This is a genomic window from Amycolatopsis thermalba (assembly GCF_023376025.1).
GTDB lineage: Bacteria > Actinomycetota > Actinomycetes > Mycobacteriales > Pseudonocardiaceae > Amycolatopsis_E > Amycolatopsis_E thermalba.
This window is the reverse complement of the sequence record NZ_CP091196.1, coordinates 6,415,546-6,435,582: the sequence shown is the minus strand read 5'-3', so window position 1 is coordinate 6,435,582 and position 20,037 is coordinate 6,415,546. Positions and strand designations below refer to the sequence as shown.

Annotated in this window: 15 protein-coding genes; 5 read left to right on the top strand and 10 right to left on the bottom strand. The window is 71.8% G+C overall.

Annotation, left to right across the window (positions count from 1 at the left end):
• The first annotated feature begins 99 nt into the window (after positions 1-99).
• Positions 100-1,575: a flavin-containing monooxygenase gene (locus tag L1857_RS31195; protein ID WP_094006078.1), complete on the top strand. Its 1,476-nt coding sequence runs from the start codon at positions 100-102 to the stop codon at positions 1,573-1,575.
• 365 nt (positions 1,576-1,940) lie between these two features.
• On the opposite strand, the gene L1857_RS31190 is transcribed toward L1857_RS31195, so the two are convergent.
• The 4 genes from L1857_RS31190 to L1857_RS31175 form a co-directional block, all read right to left on the bottom strand.
• Positions 1,941-2,414 carry a helix-turn-helix domain-containing protein gene (locus L1857_RS31190; protein ID WP_094006079.1) on the bottom strand — a complete coding sequence of 158 codons (474 nt, stop codon included), beginning with the start codon at positions 2,412-2,414 and terminating at the stop codon, positions 1,941-1,943.
• Between the two features lie 190 nt (positions 2,415-2,604).
• The gene (locus L1857_RS31185; RefSeq protein ID WP_249467110.1) at positions 2,605-4,323 is read right to left on the bottom strand and encodes an LCP family protein; all 1,719 of its coding nucleotides are present in this window, start codon (positions 4,321-4,323) and stop codon (positions 2,605-2,607) included.
• Positions 4,324-4,408: 85 nt separating this feature from the next.
• Positions 4,409-6,571, bottom strand: a complete 2,163-nt coding sequence (locus L1857_RS31180; protein WP_249467108.1) for a phospholipase — start codon at positions 6,569-6,571, stop codon at positions 4,409-4,411.
• A gap of 549 nt (positions 6,572-7,120) precedes the next feature.
• On the bottom strand, positions 7,121-8,353 hold the full coding sequence (locus tag L1857_RS31175) for a GGDEF domain-containing protein (RefSeq protein WP_429728444.1): 1,233 nt from the start codon (positions 8,351-8,353) through the stop codon (positions 7,121-7,123).
• Between L1857_RS31175 and L1857_RS31170 the strand changes: the two genes are divergently transcribed.
• Positions 8,259-8,522: a hypothetical protein gene (locus L1857_RS31170; RefSeq protein WP_240323470.1), complete on the top strand. Its 264-nt coding sequence runs from the start codon at positions 8,259-8,261 to the stop codon at positions 8,520-8,522. The two genes, L1857_RS31175 and L1857_RS31170, sit on opposite strands and share 95 nt — an antisense overlap.
• A gap of 445 nt (positions 8,523-8,967) precedes the next feature.
• Here the strand turns inward: L1857_RS31170 and L1857_RS31165 are convergent, their stop codons facing one another.
• On the bottom strand, positions 8,968-10,185 hold the full coding sequence (locus L1857_RS31165) for an MFS transporter (RefSeq protein ID WP_429728104.1): 1,218 nt from the start codon (positions 10,183-10,185) through the stop codon (positions 8,968-8,970).
• A gap of 413 nt (positions 10,186-10,598) precedes the next feature.
• Here L1857_RS31165 and L1857_RS31160 point away from each other — a divergent pair, with 413 nt between their 5' ends.
• Complete coding sequence (locus L1857_RS31160; RefSeq protein ID WP_249467105.1) at positions 10,599-11,492, top strand: SDR family NAD(P)-dependent oxidoreductase; 894 nt, start codon at positions 10,599-10,601, stop codon at positions 11,490-11,492.
• A gap of 4 nt (positions 11,493-11,496) precedes the next feature.
• On the opposite strand, the gene L1857_RS31155 is transcribed toward L1857_RS31160, so the two are convergent.
• Positions 11,497-13,284 (bottom strand): AMP-dependent synthetase/ligase, encoded by a 1,788-nt coding sequence (locus L1857_RS31155; protein ID WP_249467102.1) that lies wholly within the window; start codon positions 13,282-13,284, stop codon positions 11,497-11,499.
• A 132-nt stretch (positions 13,285-13,416) separates the two neighbouring features.
• Here L1857_RS31155 and L1857_RS31150 point away from each other — a divergent pair, with 132 nt between their 5' ends.
• Positions 13,417-14,577: a kynureninase gene (locus tag L1857_RS31150; RefSeq protein ID WP_116115413.1), complete on the top strand. Its 1,161-nt coding sequence runs from the start codon at positions 13,417-13,419 to the stop codon at positions 14,575-14,577.
• 800 nt (positions 14,578-15,377) lie between these two features.
• Here the strand turns inward: L1857_RS31150 and L1857_RS31145 are convergent.
• The 4 genes from L1857_RS31145 to L1857_RS31130 form a co-directional block, all read right to left on the bottom strand.
• A complete protein-coding gene (locus L1857_RS31145; RefSeq protein WP_249467099.1) occupies positions 15,378-16,067 on the bottom strand; it encodes a response regulator in 690 nt (229 codons plus the stop codon).
• The gene (locus tag L1857_RS31140; protein ID WP_240323475.1) at positions 16,064-17,569 is read right to left on the bottom strand and encodes a GAF domain-containing sensor histidine kinase; all 1,506 of its coding nucleotides are present in this window, start codon (positions 17,567-17,569) and stop codon (positions 16,064-16,066) included. Before L1857_RS31140 ends, L1857_RS31145 begins: the two co-directional genes overlap by 4 nt.
• Before the next feature lie 19 nt (positions 17,570-17,588).
• Complete coding sequence (locus L1857_RS31135; protein ID WP_233157309.1) at positions 17,589-18,002, bottom strand: pyridoxamine 5'-phosphate oxidase family protein; 414 nt, start codon at positions 18,000-18,002, stop codon at positions 17,589-17,591.
• A gap of 613 nt (positions 18,003-18,615) precedes the next feature.
• On the bottom strand, positions 18,616-19,434 hold the full coding sequence (locus L1857_RS31130; protein WP_249467097.1) for an inositol monophosphatase family protein: 819 nt from the start codon (positions 19,432-19,434) through the stop codon (positions 18,616-18,618).
• 47 nt (positions 19,435-19,481) lie between these two features.
• On the opposite strand from L1857_RS31130, the gene L1857_RS31125 reads away from it, so the two are divergent.
• Complete coding sequence (locus L1857_RS31125) at positions 19,482-19,994, top strand: FBP domain-containing protein (RefSeq protein ID WP_094006090.1); 513 nt, start codon at positions 19,482-19,484, stop codon at positions 19,992-19,994.
• Positions 19,995-20,037: the final 43 nt, after the last annotated feature.

The window sequence follows — 20,037 nt, the reverse complement described above, 5'->3', positions numbered from 1 at the left end:
CGGGTCGGCCCGGTCATGAAACTGACTCTACCGGAGGTAACCTACTCCGAGTAAGATGGACTCGCGGTAACACCTAATGCTCAGTGTGGAGGAAGGTACATGGCAGAGCACACGCGAACGGGCGTGATCATCGTCGGCACCGGGTTCTCCGGCCTGGGCATGGCGATCCAGCTGCGCAAGGAGGGCCGCGAGGACTTCGTCATCCTGGAGAAGGCGGACGACGTCGGCGGCACCTGGCGCGACAACACCTACCCGGGCTGCGCGTGCGACATCCAGTCGCACATGTACTCGTTCTCCTTCGAGCAGAACCCGAACTGGAGCCGCTCGTTCTCGCCGCAGCCGGAGATCTGGGACTACCTGCGCGGCGTGGCCCGCAAGTACGACCTCTACGCCCGCACCCGGTTCGGCCAGGAGATGACCGGCGCCCGCTGGGACCCCGACGAGAACCGATGGCACGTTACGACGAAGAACGGTGACACGTTCAGCGGCCAGTTCCTGGTCAACGGCGTCGGCGCGCTGCACCTGCCGCAGATCCCCGACCTCAAGGGCATCGAGCGGTTCCGGGGCAGGACCTTCCACTCGGCGCAGTGGGACCACGACTACGACCTGCGCGGCAAGCGCGTCGCGGTCGTCGGCACGGGTGCCAGCGCGATCCAGTTCATCCCGGCCATCGCGCCCGAGGTCGAGCGGCTGCACGTCTTCCAGCGCACGCCGGCCTGGGTCATGCCGAAGCCGGACCACGCGATGCCGGACTGGGCCAAGGCGGTGTTCGCGAAGATCCCCGGCACGCAGCGCGCCTACCGCAACCTCCTGTACTGGATGCTGGAGGCCCGCGCGATCGGGTTCAACGGGCACCAGGGCCTGATGAAAGTCGCGCAGAAGCTCGCGAAGTCCAACATCGACCGGCACATCGACGACCCGGCGCTGCGCGCGAAGCTGACGCCGGACTACGTGATGGGCTGCAAGCGGGTCCTGATCTCCAACGACTACTACCCGGCGCTGAACCGGGACAACGTCGACGTGATCACCGACGGCGTCGCCGAGGTCACCGAGACCGGGGTGATCGACACGGCCGGCGTGGAGCACGAGGTCGACGCGATCATCTTCGGCACCGGCTTCCACGTCACCGACGCGTTCGACAACCTCGACATCATCGGGGTGGAGGGCCGCAAGCTCAACAAGGAGTGGGCGAGCGAGGGCATGCGGACGCACCTGGGGATCACGGTGAACGGGTTCCCGAACATGTTCTTCCTGCTCGGGCCGAACACCGGGCTGGGGCACAACTCGGTCGTGTTCATGATCGAGTCGCAGATCCGGTACGTCGCCGAGGCGATCCGGCTGGTCGAGCGGACCGGGGCCGGTGCGCTGGAGCCGCGGGCGGAGGTGCAGGAGCGGTTCAACGCCGAGATCCAGCACAAGCTGGCCAAGGGCGTGTGGACGCAGGGCGGCTGCAAGAGCTGGTACCTCGACGCGAAGGGCGTGAACCGGACCATCTGGCCCGGCTTCACGTGGCGGTACTGGCTGAACACGCGCAAGCTCCGCCCGTCCGACTTCGAGCTGGTCGGACACCACTGATTCGTGGCGAGGCGCGGCGTGCCGATGGGCGCCGCGCCTCGTCGCGTTTGGCCACGGTTCGCCGCGTGTGGCCGCGCTTCGCGACGCTTGGCCGCGCCGGAGGCGGGAGGCCACCGGCTGCGCCGGTGACGGTTCATCGCCACCGGATCGCCCGGCGACGCGCCGCCCCGGCGACTCGCCGCCCCGGCGGTTGGCTGGCCGGCGGGTTGCCGGTCCGGCGGCTTGTCACCCCGGCGGCGTTGCCGCCCCGGCGGGAGCGGCCATCTCCTCCGGGGCGCTTGCCCGGGATCTCCGTCGTAGCAACCACTCCCGGTCCGTGGCTTCCGCTCGCCGGCGAGGTGGCATCGTGTGCCGCTCCTTCGTGGTCAGTCGTCCTCCACGCCGGAGATTGCGCGCAGGCGGTCCAGCAGCTCGGGGACCGTCAGGCCGCACAGCTGCGCCATCCACGACATCGCCGACCGGTCGAGGCGCACCTCGCCCGGGGCGCCGGGCTGGCGCAGTCGGTCTTCCGCCCACCGGCGCAGCGGCAGCAGCTCGGCCCGCTCGTCGGCGACGATGCGCGTCAGGTCCAGCCGCACCTTGCCCGGCTCGTCGGCGAACACGCGGCGGTGCACGCGGGCGAGCAGGTCCTGCGGCAGCTCGTCCATCGCGATGCACAGCTCCACGAGCCGCACCACCGAGCACTGCCGCGTGCCCAGTTCGTAGGTCGCCAGCGTCTGCAGCGAGATGTCGCTCTGCAGGTGCTGGTTCAGTTCCTTGCGCGTCCAGCCCCGTCGCCGACGCAGCTTGCGAAGTTCCTCCCCCAGGATTCGCTGGTAGAGGTCATTGTCGATGCGCACTCCCCGTCCCCTGCCTTGACCACGCGTCGTGCCGCACCCCTGCTCTGGCACGTCCGGTCGAACTCCAGCGGTGTTCACGGGTATGTAAGTCGCTGAGTGCGGGTTCCTTACGCGACTTTGCCCAGACCGTTTCGTTTGACCGCCGTTATTAGGCCGATCGGGCTAACCCGGGGTGGGCTGGACGGTGTGGTCAGTTGACGCAGGTGACGCCGTCGGCGGTGATCGGCTCGTCGCTGCCCGGCGCCGGGGCCTGGGTCGTGGGCTGCGCCGCGGCCGCCTGCTGGACGACCCGTGACGGGGTGGTCGAGTAGTCGCTGCCGATCAGCACGACGACGTGCCCGCTGGTGACCGTCGGGTCCGGTTCGATCGTCGCGCCCGAGCCGAGTGCGTCGGCGACCTGCTGGGCCGCCTCCTGGCCGCCTGCCGGGTAGCGGACCACGGTGGACTTGCGCGAGGTGGTGTTCGACGTCTGGCCGCCGGTGAAGCCCTTGCCGGTCAGGCTCTGCAGGACCGTCGAGGCGAGCCCCGCGCGGCCGGTTCCGTTTCGGACGTCCACAGTGATCGCCGACTTCGCCGCCCCGGTCTCGGCGGGCTGGGTGGACCCGGCCGGCGCGGTGAGGCCCTGGACGAACTCGCGGATCTCGTCCGGGTCGACCTGGATCGCCTGCCCGTCCTCCGGGGTGCTGTAGTCCATGTTGACCACCGGAATGGTGCGGAACTCCAGCTGCCCGCCGGTGAGGCCCTTCATCTGCTGGGCGAAGCCGATGATGTCCCAGCCCTGGTTGAGCACGACGGACTTCTTGATCGCCTCGGTGAGGCCGTTCAGCTTGCCCGGGTCGGCGAGGGTGCCCGCGGAGAGCACCTTGCGCGCCATGCCGGCCATGAACACCTGCTGGCGGACGACCCGGTCCAGGTCGCCGCGCGGCAGGCCGTGCCGCTGGCGGACGAACTCCAGCGCCTCGACACCGGAGATCGTGTGCTGGCCCTTGGTGAACTTCGCGCCCGAGTACGGGTCGTTGACGTTCTCCTTGAGGCACACGTCCACGCCGCCGATCGCCTGCGTGATCTCGGAGAAGCCGAGCAGGTTGACCGAGGCGTAGTTGTCGATCGTCGAGCCGGTCAGCTGCTCGACGGTCTTGATGAGGGTCTTCGCCCCGGCCTGGTTGCTCTGCACCTCGATGGACTTGGCGTCGGTCTCGCCCTCGTCCTGCAGCTTCTTGCGCTCCGCGGCCTTCGCCCTGGCGTAGGCGGAGTTGATCTTGTGCTTGCCGAAGCCGGGGATGGTGACGTAGGAGTCGCGCGGCAGCGAGATCGCGACCGCTTTGCTGCCGTCGTTGGGGATGTGGACCATGATCAGCGTGTCGGTGTTCTCCTCACCGTCCGCGACCCCGGCGCGGAGCTGGGCGAGGAGGTCCTCCGGCAGCGGGTTGCCCTGCGCGTCGGTCCGGCTGTCCATGCCGACCAGGAGGATGTCGCGGGCGCCGTCGGCCGGCTGGTTCGCGTCGATTACGTCCGTGGTGGTGAGCCCGTTGACCAGGCCCTGCATGGCCGCCCACGCGTAGCCGGTGAGGCTCATGACCAGCAGGGACACCAGCCCGACCGCGACCTTCGCGCCCCGGTGCGACTGGTGGCGGCGCGGTGGCGGCGGGCGGCGGCGGACCTGGGCCGGTGCGGCGCGGTCGCGGGCGGCGGGCGGCCGTGCGGCCCGGCCTGCCGGCGGGCGCCCCGCCGACGGCCGGTCGCCGACCGGTTTCCCAGCGCGGTCCACTGGCGGGCGGCCGGCGGAGGTGCGGCCGGCTCGGTCGGCGGGTGTGCGCCGGACCGGGCCTTCGTGACGAGCGTCGATCTGGCGCGGCTGTCGCGGCCGTGCGGGCCGGCCGGTCCCACGATCGTTCCGCGGGTCGTCCACGCCAGGTGCTCCTTTCGCCACAGTCGTTCACCTACTCGGCCGTAGCGTCGCATACGGCCAACCGGAAGTGGTTCACAACACTCGATTACGTGTTGTGCACCACCGCCTTGGTGGATACGAGCGTGCTGGCCACCGCCGCCAGCGCGATCAGGGCTGTCACGCCGTGCACCGCCATCGTCACCGGCTCGGCCGCCGACAGCAGTGCCGGGACGCACGCCAGGCCCGTCACGACCCACGTGCTGCGTGCTTCGCTGAGCCCCGTCCGCACCGTGTGCAGGAGGAATACCCCGATCAGCAGCTGGATAAGGTTCTGGATCGGGTCGACCGCCAGTCCCATGATCGTGCCGTCGCCGCCACCGAACCGGGTCAGCGCGAACCCGAACAGCCCGACCACGGCGAACCCGATCCCGAGCATGGTCGCCGCGTGCGCGAGCCAGCCGCCGGAGCCGGGCTGGTTCGCGACCGGGACGGCGGTCTCGCGCGGGTGGCGCTCGAACCACCAGAAGACCATCAGCGCGGGCACCGCGAGCAGCGCCAGCGCGAACCAGGTGCGCGGGTCGCCCAGCCACGTGAAGATCGCCGCCGGGTGGTCCGGCAGGTAGACCAGGGCCACGACCAGCAGCATCGCGGCGAGGAAGCCCAGGTACAGGCTCATCGGGGCGCGCATCGCCAATCGGGCCACTCCGGCGGAACGGGTGGTCAGCCGGGCGAGTGGCTTCGCGGCCAGCCCGAGCAGACCGATCTGGGCGGCGCCGAGCAGCAGGACCGGCACGGTGGGCCCGGACAGCGCGGGCGGCGCGCCCGGCGCCCCGAGCAGGTCCCTGCTGAGCCCGCCGACGGTCGTGAGCAGGGCGAGGCCGGTGATGCCCACGGCGGTGACGGCGGCCAGGAGCAGGCGGTTGGAGGCGCGGATGCGCCCGAACGCGACCTGCTGGGCGAGCAGGGCCAGGCCGAACGCCGCCAGGTAGCGCGGGACCGGCGAGCCGAGGGCACGCGCGGCCATCTCGGCCAGCACGACCAAAGCGAGCAGGCCGGCGACCGAGGCCGCCGCGGCGCGCCGGTGCAGCGCGAGCATCAGCGGGGTGGCGACCACGGTGAGCAGGTAGAGGCCCAGCAGCCACAGCGGGTGCAGGGCGATCCGCATGATCGCGGCGTTGGTGCCCTCGGGGATGCCGAGCAGTTCGAGCGCGAGCGGCACGAGCAGTGCCACCACGACGAAGATCAGGGCCGGGCGCAGCAGCCAGCTGGCCCGGTGGGCCAGGTACTGGCGGTACCCGCCGCCGCTGTCCCGGGTCGCGCGCCAGCCCGCGGCGTTGGCGCGGCCGCCGGCGAAGAAGAACACCGGGGCGAGTTGCGCCACCCACGTGAACGGCCACAGCCATTCGGCGCCCACGCCGGCCCAGCGGGCCAGCGCGATGGCCGATTCGCCGAGGATCAGCAGGACCAGGGCGCCCACGCCGAGCGTGACCCAGGGGGACAGCGGCGCGGACCGGGCCGGGGCCGCGGCCGGGGCGGGTGTGCTGACGCGGGCGTGCCGGTGCTGCAGCCAGCCGCGGAGGCGGAAGATCAGGAGGCACCCGATCACGGCGACCCCGGCCAGCAGCGGGCCGATCGGATCGCCGACCGGCGGGCCCCAGCGCTGGTGCCAGGAGTTCACGACGAGCCCGGCGGAGTAGAGGCTCGCGACGACCCGGCACGTGCGGGGCGAGTCCATCGGGTTGAGGTCGCAGGCGGCGTGCATGTCGTCGGACAGGCGCTGGTCCAGGGCCTCGCGGACGTCCGGGCCGAGGGGGTGGCCGACCGCGGCGGCGTAGCGGAGGAGGTCGTAGCCCAGGTCGTGCGCCTTGCACGGGACCGCGTAGTCCCACTTCGTGTTGTCGTCGCCCCACGGCGTCGAGCAGCCGCCGTCGACGTGCACCGCGCGGACGGTGCCGTCGCGCGCCGTCATCTGCCCGGGGACGACGCCGGTGACCTGGGTGAAGTCCGTGGGCAGGAGGGCGAGGGCGTTCGGTTGCGGGCCGGGATGGACGAGTGCCTCGATGGCCTGCTGGGCGGCGAGGGCGCCGCCGGTGGGCGGGCCGGCGTCCGGCGGGGCGGCCGGCCGCGAGGCGACGAACCCGAAGGTGAGGACGGCCAGCGACAGCACCAGCAGCCAGCCGGAGGTGGCCAGACGGCGGCGCACCCGGGGCACCGGTGGGGTGCTGGTCCCGGGTGGCGGGTGGTCGGTGAAGGTCGCTGGGGTGATCATCGCCTCCCAGAGTGGCAGGGGAGCGGCCTCGGCGGCCACCAGGGAATTCCCTGATCGTGGTTCTTCGAGGGCGCCACTCTAGTGGGTGACGGGTGGGAGGTTTGGGAGTCGGGGTGGCGGGGTGGCGGGAACGGCCTGGTGGGAGGGGGTGCGGTGCGGGTGGTGGGTGTGCGAGTGGACGGTTCGTGGGTGCGCGAGTGGGACTTTCGGCGGTGTGTGGGTGGGCATGTCGTGGGGGCGGGTGTTGGGGTGGCGGGGTGGGGCCGGCTGAGGGGGAGTCGATGTGGTGGGTGCACGTATCGGAGGTGGGGGGCGGCCGTGGTGGCGAGCGGGCTGTCGACGGTGTGTGGAAGGGGATTTCGAGTGGGGCGTAGCTGGCCGGAATCCCTGGGGTGCGGGCATGGCATACGGGGGTGCGAAAGGCGCGCGCGAATGAGACGTTTCTTCCGCTGGCCAGCGCGACGCACAAGGGCCGTTAGACCCGTGTGAAGATGTGCGATTCCCCGCTATTCGCGGGCGCCTGAATGCCCAATGGGGGAAACCGGCCCGTCAGTGGGCGATGTGCTTGGCCTCGCGCGACGGGGGTGGTACCGGCGCCGGATCCTGCGGCGCGCGGGCTATCCGGACCTGGTTCCGCCCACCCTCCTTCGCCTCGTAGACCGCCGCGTCCGCGGCTTGCATCAGCGTCGCCAGGGTGTCGCCGTGGTCGGGGAACACCGCGACCCCTATCGAGGCCGTCCGGTCCGCCACCAGCGTCTGGTCGCCGCGCTTGTTGGTCGTCCTGATCCGCAGTCCGGCCACCGCCGAGCGGATGCGCTCCCCGGCGACCGTCGCCGCCGCCTGGTCCGTGTCCGGCAGCAGCACCAGGAACTCCTCACCGCCGAAGCGGCCCACCACGTCGCTCGGGCGGGTCACCTCGTCCAGCAGCTGCGCCAGGTGCCGCAGCACGTCGTCACCCGCGGGGTGGCCGAACGTGTCGTTGATCCACTTGAAGTGGTCCAGGTCGATCATCAGGATCGCCAGCGGATCGGCCGCCTTGCCCGCCCGCGTCAGCGCCCGCTCGGCCGACTCCGTCCACCCGCGCATGTTCGCGACCTGCGTCTTCGGGTCCGTGCGCACGTCGGCCTGCAGCTGCTCGATCTCGGCGAGCCGGTTGAACACCACCGTCACCACGGCCATGATCGCCACCGTCGGCGGCATGATCACCAGCAGGATCGCCGTGACCGCGCCGAGGCCGATCGTGATCGCCTCCAGCACGTTGTCCGCCGGGCTGCCCAGCACCGTCCGCGCGTTCGCCTTCTCCGGCGCGGCCAGCGCGATCACCGAACCGATGTAGAGGATCTGCACGCCCTCGTAGATGAGCCCGGCCACCAGCATCCAGCCGAACTCGACGAGCGAACCGGTGATGTCCAGCGAACCCCAGTCGTGCGGACCCAGCTCCACGTACACCTGGTGGGCCAGCGTCGCCGCCAGCATGTGGGCCACCGTCGAGTACACGAAGTTGTGCGCCGGCCGCCGCGCGACGAACCAGCGCTGCACCCGGACCAGACCGACGACCAGGATCGTCAACGGCACCGGAAGAATAATCGCGGCCGGCACCACCCAGACCGCGGTCAGGTCGATCAGGACCCGCCCACCCGCATTTCGCCGACGTTCTTCCTGGCGCCGGGTCAGTTGAATGTGCGCCGTGGCGCCGACGGTGAGAATCGCGAACCGCAGCCAATCGAGACCGCTCGGCGCGCTCGCGTTCACGAATGCGACGACCAGCCACCCGACCGCAATCAGTTCGGCGACGAGCAGGAAAGCGACGAATCGCTTCGGACGACGCCACAATGCCCAATTCCGCGGCAGCATGGCGCGGCGCGTGCTCAACGCATCACGCTTTGTGTTCGGCTCCGCCCTCCCGGGCGCGGCCTGGCGGGGTACCGAATTGCGCTCTTCGATGGGCTGAACGCCCTCCCTGGGGTCCGGATCGCCGTGGAGTGTAGGCGATCGCCGACGCGCGTGGTGCGGAGGCATCGGCTCACCTTCCCTCGACATCGCGTACCGCCGCCGGGTAACTTTGCTGTGCCCGGAACGACGCCGGGTACTTTCCATCAACAGGTATCATCTCACCGCACGCGAAGCGCCGCGTACCTCCGCCACGAGCGGCTGTACGGACGCAACGCGTCCCGGCCACAGGCACCGAATGGAGGTGTTCCTCGTGTCTGACCGCGACTTCTGATCCCCCGCTGTGAATAGCGTTCGTTTCCGTTCCCGTGGGAGAGGTGTTCGTCGTGCGCGACCGCGACTTCTGAGGTGCCGTCGATTTGTGTTCGTTTCCGCCGGAAAAACGTGAGGTGAATCGTCGTGCGCGACCGTGACTTCTGATCTTCCGAATGCAGCAACCGCTGCCGTCAGTCGGTGCGGGCCGCATCGCTGTCCGTGCCCAGCACTCGTCCCCACGCCATCGCGAGGGGCACGCCGAGGACCACCCCGGCCGCACCCGCGATCATGATGGCCGTGGTCGCCGCACCGGACCACTGCGCGAGCACGCCGCCGAGCGCGACCCCGACGCCCTGCGCGACCCGCAGGCCGGTCCGGTACAGGCCGCCCGCTCCGCCACGAAGCTCGTTGGGCACCCACGTGATGAACGTGGCCCCGACGGTGATGATGTACGCGCCCGCCGCACCGGCAAGGGCGAGGACGACCAGGGCGAGAACGAGGCCGGGCTGCAGCCCGAACGCCAGCAGCAGCGCCGTCGGGACGACCGCGAGGACGCCGACCGTCCGGCGGCGCGCCGAGGCCGAGACGTAGCGGGACAGGACGAACACGCCCAGCGCGAACCCCAGCGGGTCCGCCGCCAGCAGCCACCCCACGGCCTGGTCGGGCGCGCCGATCTCGCGCGCCAGCGGGGCGGCCAGCCCGGCGGGCACCATGGCCAGGCCGACCAGCCAGGACAGGCCGAGCAGCACGCGCAGCCTGCGCTGCTTCGCGACCCAGTTGATGGCGCCGAACCACGAGCCGTCGCCGTCCCCGGCCGCGGGTCGCGGGCGCACCCAGCGGTGCAGGGCCAGCGCGCTGATCGCGAACGTCAGCGCGTCCAGGGCCAGCGCCAGGGACGGGCCGGCGGCGGTGACGATCACGCCGCCCAGCGCGAGCCCGGCCAGCATGGTGGTGTTGGTGGTGATGCCGCGGATGTCCTGGCTGCGCAGGTACAGCTCGTCGTCGGTGAAGATCTCGCGGGTCAGCGCGTTCTGGGCCGCGTTGGACGGGGCGCCGGCCAGTCGCGCGAGCATGACCAGCACGCACAGCCACACCACCGACATGCCGGGGATCGCCATGATGGCGATGAAGACCGCCTGCAGCGCGGCCGTGACCACGAGGATGGTGCGGCGCGGGTAGCGGTCGGCCAGCTGGGCCAGCCCGAGCCCGCCGGCCAGCGCGGGCAGGAAGGTGAGGGCGTAGGCGACCGCGGACCACAGCGCCGAGCCGGTGCGGTGGTAGACGGTGAGGGCCAGCGCCACCGTGGTCAGCTGGTCGCCGAGCACCGACTGGGCCTCGGCCAGCCACACGGTGCGGAACTCGCGGTTGGCGAGCGCCGCACCCACGGATGGGCGAGTCGTGGTCTTCACACCTCTCCCCACTTCCCCCTCGTCGGGTGGCTGCCTGCGCTCACTGACTCTGTCGCTGCCCGCCCGGTTCCTGTGACGCCGGTCACTCAAGTGACACGTTCCGCAACAATCAGTATGCCGCTCACTACACGCAGGCGAACAGTCACAGCGCGACCGTATCGCCTCATTGGGCCCATACGGTGGTAGACCTTCTAACCTTCGGATTACGACGAACGGTGGAAGATTTCGTCCCGCGTGACCGGCGGTGCGGTCAGTCCGGCCGATCAGGCGTCACTCGTTCAGCGCAGTGAGCGGACCGTTCGTCGGTGCGCTCCCGCCGCCGGGCCCTCCGGGCGCGAAGACTGGACTCACAGGCCAGGGAGACAGCCGAGGACGGGCTGGAGCTCGGGGACTGGCCGGTGGGGAGAAAACCGATGAGCATGCTGATGCAGGACCGGGCCGTAGTGGTGACCGGCGCCGGGCGCGGTCTCGGCGAGGCGTTCGCGGTGCACCTGGCCCAGGCCGGGGCCGCGGTCGTGGTCAACGACGTCGACGCCGGCCTGGCCGAACGCACCGCGGCGAACATCCGCGAGCACGGCGGGCGGGCGGTGGCCAGCGGGCACACCGTGACCGACCCGGCGCAGGCCCAGGCGATCGTCGACCTGTGCGTCTCCGAGTTCGGCGCGATCGACGGCCTGGTGAACAACGCCGGGCTGAACTACGAGGCGCTGCCCTGGGAGGAGGACCCGGACGAGGTCCGGGAGCTGGTCGAGGTCAACGTCCTGGGCGTGATGTACACCGGGATCGCGGCGGTGAAGGCCATGGTCGCGGGCGGTCGCGGCGGGTCGATCGTGAACATCTCCTCGGGCGCTTCGCTCGGCCAGCGCAAGCTCGGCGTGTACGCGGCGACCAAAGGAGCTGTGGCGTCGCTCACCTATTCGTGGGCACTGGATCTGGAAGATTGCGGCATCCGGGTGAACGCCGTCTGCCCGTTGGCGCACACCCGGATGGTCTGGAAGTCGGAGCGTTCGCTGCGCAACTGTCCCCCCGATCGGACGCCGTCCCGGATCGCGCCCGTCGTGCAGTTCCTGCTGAGCGACGAGGCGGAGGGCATCACCGGGCAGCTGGTGCGCTGCAACGGGCCGCAGCTGCACATCGTCGGCCAGCCCTACTTCAAGGCGCCGATCCTGGAGCGGCAGACGTGGGACACCGAGACCGTGCGGGAGGCGTTCGACGAGGTGTTCAGCGCCCACCTCGAGCCGTACGGCCTGGAGAAGCGTGTTCCACCGCGCCTCCGCAAGTGGACCACGCCCCTCCGCTCGGCCTGACGGTCTACTGGTCGGCGGTGTAGAGAGCGGCGATGTCGGCCGCGTAGCGGTCGTTGATGATCCGGCGCTTGAGCTTGAGCGTCGGGGTGACCTCGCCGCTCTCCGGCGTCCACGGCGTGGCCAGCACCTGGTACTTCTTGATCTGCTCGACCCGGGACAGCCGCGCGTTGGCCGCTTCCACCGCGCGCTGGATCTCCTCGCGCACGGCCGGGTGCTCGGCGAGCACGACCGGGTCGCTGCCCTGGATGCCCTGCTGCGCCGCCCACGCCGGCAGGAACTCGTCGTCGACCACGATCAGCGCCGTCACGAACGGCTTGTCGTTGCCGATCGCCACCGCCTGGCCGATCAGCGGGTGCTCCTTGAGCAGCCCCTCGATGCGGGTCGGCGCGATGTTCTTGCCGCCCGAGGTGATGATCAGTTCCTTCTTGCGGTCGGTGATCGTGACGAAGCCGTCGGAGTCGATCGTCCCGATGTCGCCGGTGTGGAACCAGCCGTCGGCGTCCACGGCCGAGGCGATCGACCCGTCCTCCTGAAGGTAGCCCAGGAACACCAGTGGCCCGCGCACCAGCAGCTCACCGTCGGCGTCGACCTTGATCTCGGTGTCGGCCAGCGGGCGCCCGACCGTGCCGGCGCGGAACGCCTTCGCCGAGTTCGACGTGATCGCGCCGGAGGTCTCCGACAGGCCCCACACCTCGTGGATCTCCACGCCCAGCCCGGCGAGGAAGTACAGGACCTCGACCGGCAGCGCGGCCGCGCCGCTGGAGCAGAAGTGCAGCTTGTCGAACCCGAGCAGCGCGCGCACCGGGGCCAGCACCGTCCGGTCGGTCTCCGCGATCTTCGCGGCCAGGTCCGGCGGCACCTCCTGCCCGGCGTTGCGCAGCTTGTAGCCCTGCTGGAGCAGCTCGTTGGCCTGCAGCAGCGCGGTGCGCCGGTCCTCCGGCAGGTTCGGCAGCATCGCCTTGAGCCCGGCGGCGATCTTCTCCCACACCCGCGGCACGCCGAAGAAACCCTGCGGGTGGACGCGGCCCAGCGCGCCCGCGACCTGCGTCGGATCGGCCAGCGTGTGCACGTGACCGGCGTACACGATCGGCATGTAGATCGAGATCTCCCGCTCGGCGATGTGCGCGAGCGGCAGGTACGCGATGTTGGTCGGGTGCAGCGGCGTCTCGTGCAGCGCGTGCACGGCGTAGGCCTCGAAGATGACGTTGTGGTGGGACAGCACGACGCCCTTCGGGTCGCCGGTGGTGCCCGAGGTGTAGATCATCGCGATCGGGTCCCCGGGACGGATGTCCGCCCACCCGTCCTCGAACACCCGCGGGTCGGCGGCGTGCAGTTCGGCGCCCCGGGCGCGTAGCTCGGCGAGGCTGACGAACCGCTCGTCACCGGCCGGCACGGCGTCGGCGTCGATCATCACGATGCGGCGCAGCGCGGGCAGCTCGTGCAGGATCTGCTGCCAGCGCTTGAGCTCGTCCATGCCCTGCAGCACGACGACCGGGGTCGCGCTGTGCCGGGCCACGTAGGAGATCTGCTCGGGGCTCAGCGTCGCGTACGCGGTGCACGAGATGGCGCCCAGGTGCGTGGCGGCGAGGTCGGCGATCAGGTGGTCCGGCGTGCTCGGGGCCATGATCAGCATCCGCTCGCCGCGGCGCAGGCCCAGGTCGGCCAGGCCGCGGGAGACCGCCGCGACCTCGTCGCGGAACGCGGACCAGGTGAGCGTCGGGCGGTCCGGGTCGTCCAGCGACGTGAGCGCGGGCAGGTCGCCGTACTCCGCGGCGTTGCGACGGAGGAGCATGGGAATGGTCAAGCCCTCGGCCTGCTCAGCGACGGACGGGTGGCTGGTCAACTGCGACCTCCTCGTGATCAGCTGGCGGAGACACCACTGTATGTGACCGCCGACACAGGGCGATAGAGAGAAAGGGACACGATGTCGCTGCGAGACGAAGCGGCCGAACTCGACGCGCTGGACCCCCTGGCCGGCAAGCGCGCGGAGTTCGATCTCGACCCGGAAGTGTCCTATCTGGACGGGAATTCACTGGGCGCGCCGCCGCGCGGGGTCGCGCCGCGGATGGCCCAGGTGATCGGCGAACAGTGGGGCGGACGGCTGATCCGGTCGTGGGACGAGGGCTGGTGGGACGCGCCGGAGCGGATCGGCGACCGGATCGCGCCGCTGGTGGGCGCGGGGCCGGGCCAGGTGGTGGTCGGCGATTCGACGACGGTGAACCTGTTCAAGGCGGTGGTCGCGGCGGCGCGGCTGAACCCGGGACGGCCGGAGATCCTGGTCGACGCGGGCACGTTCCCCACCGACGGCTACATCGCCGAGAGCGCGGCGCGCATGACCGGTCACTCCGTGCGCCGGGTGCCGGTCGGTGCGCTGGCCGCCGAGACGGATTCGCGGACGGCCGTGGTGCTGGTCAACCACGTCGACTACGTGACGGGGGAGCTGCACGACCTGCCCGGGATCACCGCGGCGCTGCACGCGGCCGGGGCGGTCGTGGTGTGGGACCTGTGCCATTCGGTGGGGGCGGTGCCGGTGCCGCTGGACGCCGCGGAGGTCGATCTCGCGGTCGGGTGCACGTACAAGTTCCTCAACGGTGGCCCGGGATCGCCGGCTTTCCTCTACGTGGCGCGGAAGTGGCTCGCGGACTTCGACCAGCCGCTGACCGGGTGGGCCGGGCACGCCGATCCGTTCGGGATGACGCCGGGGTACGCCGGCCGGGCCGGGATCAGCCGCGGCCGCACCGGGACGCCGGACATCCTGTCGATGCTGGCGCTGGACGCGGCGCTGGACGTGTGGCGCGACGTGACGATCGACCAGGTGCGCGCGAAGGGGCTCGCGCTGGGGGAGTTCTTCCTGCGGTGCCTGGACGAGCTGGTGCCCGGGGCGCGGGTGGTCACGCCGGCTTCGCGGGGGAACCAGATCTCGGTCGCGTGGCCGGACGCCAAGGCGGCGATGGGGAAGCTGATCGCGCGCGGGGTGATCGGGGACTTCCGGCCGCCCGAGGTGCTGCGGTTCGGGCTGGCCGGGTTGTACGTGCGGTACGCGGACGTGCTGCGGGCGGCGGAGGAGTTGCGCGGGCTGCGGTAGGCGGGGTTGCGGTGGTCGGTGGAGGGGCCGGTCGTGTGGGGTTGAGCGGTCCTTTCAACGGTGGGTGGGGTGGCTGGTCGGGTGGGTGGGTTGCGGTGGTTGATGAAGGGGCCAGTCGCGTGGGGTTGAGCGGTCCTTTCAACGGTGGGTGGGGTGGTCGGTGGGGGTGAGTGGATCGTGGTGGTCGGTGAAGGGGCCAGTCGCGTGGGGTTGAGCGGTCCTTTCAATGGTGGGTGGGGTGGCTGGTCGGGTGAGTGGGCTGTGGTGGGCGATGAAGGGGCCAGTCGCGCGGGATTGAGCGGTCCTTTCAATGGTGGGCGGGGTGGCCGGTGAGGGTGAGTGGGCTGTGGTGGTCGGTGGAGGGGTCGGTCGTGTGGGGTTGAGCGGTCCTTTCAATGGGTGTGGGGCCGGGCGGATCGGGACGGGGATGTGCCTCGCCCGCGGTGCGCGGGTTCGGCGGGGGCGTGCCACTGCTGGGTGGCGTGCGGGTCAGCCGGGGCGCGGAGTGCGGCGAGGGCCTGCCCTTGCCCGAGAGCGGTGTGCGCCGCCGTGTGGGCGGACGCTCTAGTCCCGCCCCTGCCAGGACGTGCGCAGGCTCGACAACACGTACCGCCAGCCGGCGTCGTGCACCGCTTCGGAGATCTCCGCCCCGGTGAGTCCCATCCGGGGCAACCCACCCCCACCGTCCACAACAGACAATAGTTGACCGGAGCAGCGGGAGGGGTGGGAGGCCGCTGCTCCGGCCGGTTATCTCAGCTCGCGGCGACCGGCGCGGCCGAGAATCTTCTGTTGTGACCCCTTCACCATCGCCGATCACGCAAGCTCCGAACAGGGTCCAATGGCCCTGTTTGCGAACCGCGGATGTCCCGCCGCCGGGTGGCGTACACCGCCGCTTCCGTGCGCCGTTCGAAGCCCAGCTTGTGCAGCACCGAGGACACGTAGTTCTTGGCCGTCTTCTCGGCCAGGTGCAGCTGCTCCCCGATCTGCCGGTTGGTCAGACCATCCGCGATCAGCCGCAGCACCCGCCGTTCCTGCGGGCTGAGCTGCGCATACCCGGGTTCGTCCGCGCCGCGCATCCGCTCCAGCACCCGGGCGGTCAGCTCCGGGCGCAGCAACGACTGGCCCGCCGCCAGCCGCCGCACCGCGTCCACCAGGTTCATGCCGGACACCTGCTTGAGCAGGTACCCCGCGGCCCCGGCCAGTATCGCCCCGGACAGGGCCTCGTCGTCGGAGTACGAGGTAAGCATCAGGCACGCCGGCGCCGGCTCCACGGAAGACCGGATCTCGCGGCACACGCCGATCCCCTCGCCGTCCGGCAGGCGCACGTCGAGGATCGCCACATCCGGTGTCAGGGCGGGGATCCGGTGCAGCGCGTCGGCGACGGTGCCGGCCTCGCCGACCACCCGGATGTCGCCTTCGGACTCCAGCACCGTCCGCAACCCGGTCCGCACCAGTTCGTGGTCGTCGAGCAGGAACACCGAGATCGTCATCGCACCCCTCCCGCGCCGTTCAGGTCGGCCGTCCACACGAGTGTCGTCCCGCGTTCGCCGCCGCGCCCGACGGAACAGCGGCCCCGCCACCGCGCCGCGCGCTCGCCCAGGTTGACCAGCCCGCTGCGCCGTCCCGGCTCGTCCGGGATGCCGACACCGTCGTCGGCGACCGTCAGCGTCAGTGACCGGCCCGCCCCGTCCACCGCCACCTCGACCGACACCGCACGGGCCCGGGCGTGCCGGGCGACGTTCGACAACGCCTCCCGCACCGTCGCCGCCAGATCCGCCCGCACCGGCGGCGGCACGGCGGTGTCCACCGGCCCGGTGAACCCCACGCGGGGCGTGAAACCCAGCGCGGGCGTGCAGTCCTGCGCCACCCGCAGCAGCTCCGCACGCAGCCCCTCGCCGGTCTCCTCCGGCTGGGTGAGGGAGAAGATGCTGTTGCGGATCTCCCGGATCGTGCGGTCCAGCTCGTGCACGAAACCGGTCAGCCGGTCCGCGACCTCGGGCTGCGTGACCAGCGGCCGCAGCCCCTCCAGCCCCAGGCCCGTGGCGAACAGCCGCTGGATGACCAGGTCGTGCAGGTCGCGGGCGATGCGGTCGCGTTCGGTGAACACGGCCAGCCGCTGCCGGTCCTCCTCGGCGCGGGCGAACTCCATGGCCAGGGCGGCGTGACCGGCGAACGTGCGGGCCAGGCCGACCTCGTCGTCGGTGAAGGGCGCGGCGTCGCCGAACTTGGCGACCAGCAGCACGCCGAGGGTCTCGCCACCGACGATCAGCGGCACGGCGACCGCCGAGTCCAGCTCGGTGACCTGCTCGGGCATCTGGATGTTGACCTTGGCCTGCTCCTTGGCGACGTAGCGGCCGTAGTCGCGCACCACGACGGCCTCCCCGGTGCGGAACGCCTCGCCGCTCGCGGTGCCCTCGACCGGAACCGTCAGGCCGGTCAGGCCCGGCGGGGCGTGCTCACCGGCGGCGACCACCTCGAACACCAGGGTGCCGGGGTCGTCCTCGCGCGGGACGGCGACCGCGGCGGCGGTGGCACCGGCGACGACCCGGGCGTGCTCGGCGATCAGGCGCAGCGTGCGCTGCGGGTTCTCGCCCGTCAGCAGGGCGGCGGTGACCTCGTGCGAGGCCTCCAGCCAGCGCTCGCGGCTGCGGGTCCGCTCGTAGAGGGTGGCGTTGTCGATGGCCATCCCGGCCGCGGCGACCAGCGTGACGACGGCTTCCCGGTCGGCGCCGGTGAAGCCGCCCTCCTTGCGCAGCCGCAGCTCGCCGAACCGGCCGCCGCGGGCGTGCAGCGGCATGGTCAGCGACGCGCCGGGCGCGGCCGGATCGCCGGACCGCACGGGGGCGGCGTCCGGCACCTGGATGACCGCGTGCGCGGCGCCGGTGAGGTCGCGCGCGCTGGTGACGATCTTGGTCAGGATCTCGGGCAGGCTGAGGTCCGCCGCGACCCCGACGACGGCCTCGACAAGTCCGCGTGCGCCCGGTCCGATCACCACTGCCCTTCCAGCAGCTCTACCCCGCGAGCCGCCGTCCCGAGACTACTTCCAGCGGGATCCGGATCCAACGGTCATCGGCGGTGCTCGCCGGCCACGCGCGGGCGCGCTCACGGGTGGCCCGTGCCCGGCCGAGCACCGTCACCCACCAGCCGGACTCCAGGTGCGGGTCGAACGCGTCGGCCTCGAACGCGACCACGCCGTCGTGCGCGGCGGCGAACAACGGGCTAGCGGCCGGGGCGCCGAAGCCGACGGCGTCGTCGGCCAGCACGAACCGCACCGGCTGGACGGCGGGCAGGCCGCGCGTGGTGAAGACGACGCGCCCGATCCCGGCGGCGGCGAGCAGCTCCAGGCACTGCTCCCGCCCCAGCACTTCCAGTCCGAACGGATCGAGCATCGAAGCGACCGATCTCTCGCGCGCGGGGAACGTCACGGCCCCACGATCACCCCGGCCGGCTGGGGCCGGTAGGGCCATTGGGCCCGGGAGGGGGTGGCCGCTGGGGGCGGGGCGGAGGGGTGGCCGGTCGGTTGGTGGTCCTGGGGCGGCGGGACGCTGGGGCGGGCCAGCGGCCCCGTGCGCGACAGGGGCGGTGCCGGGCAGCGCGGTCGCCGGTGGGCGCGGGGTGGTCGAGTGGTGGTGGCTGCTGAGTGCGACAGGGGGCGGTGCTGGGCAGCGCGGTCGCCGGTGGGCGCGGGGTGGTCGAGTGGTGGTGGCTGCTGAGTGCGACAGGGGGCGGTGCTGGGCAGCGCGGTCGCCGGTGGGCGCGGGGTGGTCGAGTGGTGGTGGCTGCTGAGTGCGACAGGGGGCGGTGCTGGGCAGCGCGGTCGCCGGTGGGCGCGGGGTGGTCGAGTGGTGGTGGCTGCTGAGTGCGACAGGGGGCGGTGCTGGGCAGCGCGGTCGCCGGTGGGCGCGGGGTGGTCGAGTGGTGGTGGCTGCTGAGTGCGACAGGGGGCGGTGCTGGGCAGCGCGGTCGCCGGTGGGCACGGGGCGGCCGAGTGGTGGTGGCCGCTGAGGGGCACGGGGCGGCGTGGCCTCGCCGCAGCGGTCAGCCGAGGATCGTCGCGGCCAGCTCGTCGGCCAGGGCGCGGCTCGCGGCGGCGATGCCGGACCAGCGGCGCGTCAGGTCTGGGTCGATCTCCAGCGGGCGGCCGTGCACGTCGATCACCGCGCCGCCGGCCGCGGGCACCGTGACCATCGCCGTCGCGAGGTCGACCAGGCGGTGGGTGTCCGAGCCCGGGTCGCAGAACGCGTCCACCGAACCCTCGGCCACCAGCGCGCACTCCAGGACCGTGGTGGACAGGATCCGCACGCGCCGCGCCCGGTCGGCCACGCGCATCCACGCCTCCGCGGTGCGCTGGTGGGGGCGGAGCAGGTTGACCGTCGCGCCGGTCAGCTCGGTGCGGCCGGTGGTGCGGAACGGGACCGGCTCGCCGGCGCGGGCGTGCCAGGCGCGGCCGGTGTCGAGCCACACGGTGAGCGCCTCGGTGGCCTGTCCGTCGACCGCGACCGTGCCGCCGAAGCAGCTCAGCGGGACCCCGTTGGCGGCGTTGTTCGAGCCGTCGACCGGGTCGACGACGAGCGTCACCGCGGAGCCGTTGTCGACGAAGCCGACTTCCTCGCTGAGCAGGTTGACGCGGTGCCGGTGCGCTTCCTCGGCGATCGCGGCCTCGACGATCTCGTCCACGCGCATGGTCGGGGTGCCGTCCGCGCCGTCGGCGACCTCCTCGGCCAGCTCGGTGCGGGTGTGCCGGCGGCGGGCGTCCCCGTAGGCGGCGCTGGCGGCGCGGGCCATCGCGGCGAGTGCGGGGTGGACGTCGCCGGGCAGGTCCGGGGTGGGCACCGGCCACGCGATCTTCGTGCTCATCGTCGTCGATCCTAATTGACTTGCCCGCGCGCGTGGCGCGACGGATCATGTCCGCCGTGCAACCCCTCGACGAAACCAGCATTCGCAAGTCGTTCATCAACTGTTCGAAGGGGGAGGCGCAACGGTTGTCCCTGCCGCCGGGACTGGCCGGACTGGACTGGTCCGAAGTGGACTTCCTCGGCTGGCGCGATCCGAAGGCCGCCCAGAACGCCTATCTCGTGGCGCCGTACGGGGAGAACGTGGTGGGCGTCGCGTTGCGGGCGGCGGCCAAGCACCGCAGCTCGCTGAAGTCCTCGCTGTGCGCGTTCTGCGGAACGATCCACGCGGCGACGGACGTGTCGCTGTTCGCGGCCCGGCGGGTCGGCGCGGCGGGGAAGCAGGGCAACACCGTCGGCACCTACGCGTGCGCCGACCTGGCATGCGGGCAGTACCTGCGGGGCAAACGCCGCCCGGCGGTGCACAACCCGGTGGACCGGGCGCCGCTGGAGCAGCGGGTGGAGCGGATGCTGGCGAACGTCGCCCGCTTCCTGGACGAGGTGACGACGGACAACGTGACCTGAGGCAGCCGAAACACGGTGCCGGAGGGGCGAACACGCTGGTGAG

Excerpts from the sequence above, each read along its gene's own strand:
- L1857_RS31125 (WP_094006090.1), top strand. The coding sequence starts at position 19,482 with ATGTCCGCCGTGCAACCCCTCGACGAAACCAGCATTCGCAAGTCGTTC.
- L1857_RS31160 (WP_249467105.1), top strand. The coding sequence starts at position 10,599 with ATGAGCATGCTGATGCAGGACCGGGCCGTAGTGGTGACCGGCGCCGGG.
- L1857_RS31130 (WP_249467097.1), bottom strand. The coding sequence starts at position 19,434 with ATGAGCACGAAGATCGCGTGGCCGGTGCCCACCCCGGACCTGCCCGGC.
- L1857_RS31145 (WP_249467099.1), bottom strand. The coding sequence starts at position 16,067 with ATGACGATCTCGGTGTTCCTGCTCGACGACCACGAACTGGTGCGGACC.
- L1857_RS31180 (WP_249467108.1), bottom strand. The coding sequence starts at position 6,571 with ATGATCACCCCAGCGACCTTCACCGACCACCCGCCACCCGGGACCAGC.
- L1857_RS31155 (WP_249467102.1), bottom strand. The coding sequence starts at position 13,284 with ATGCTCCTCCGTCGCAACGCCGCGGAGTACGGCGACCTGCCCGCGCTC.
- L1857_RS31150 (WP_116115413.1), top strand. The coding sequence starts at position 13,417 with ATGTCGCTGCGAGACGAAGCGGCCGAACTCGACGCGCTGGACCCCCTG.
- L1857_RS31195 (WP_094006078.1), top strand. The coding sequence starts at position 100 with ATGGCAGAGCACACGCGAACGGGCGTGATCATCGTCGGCACCGGGTTC.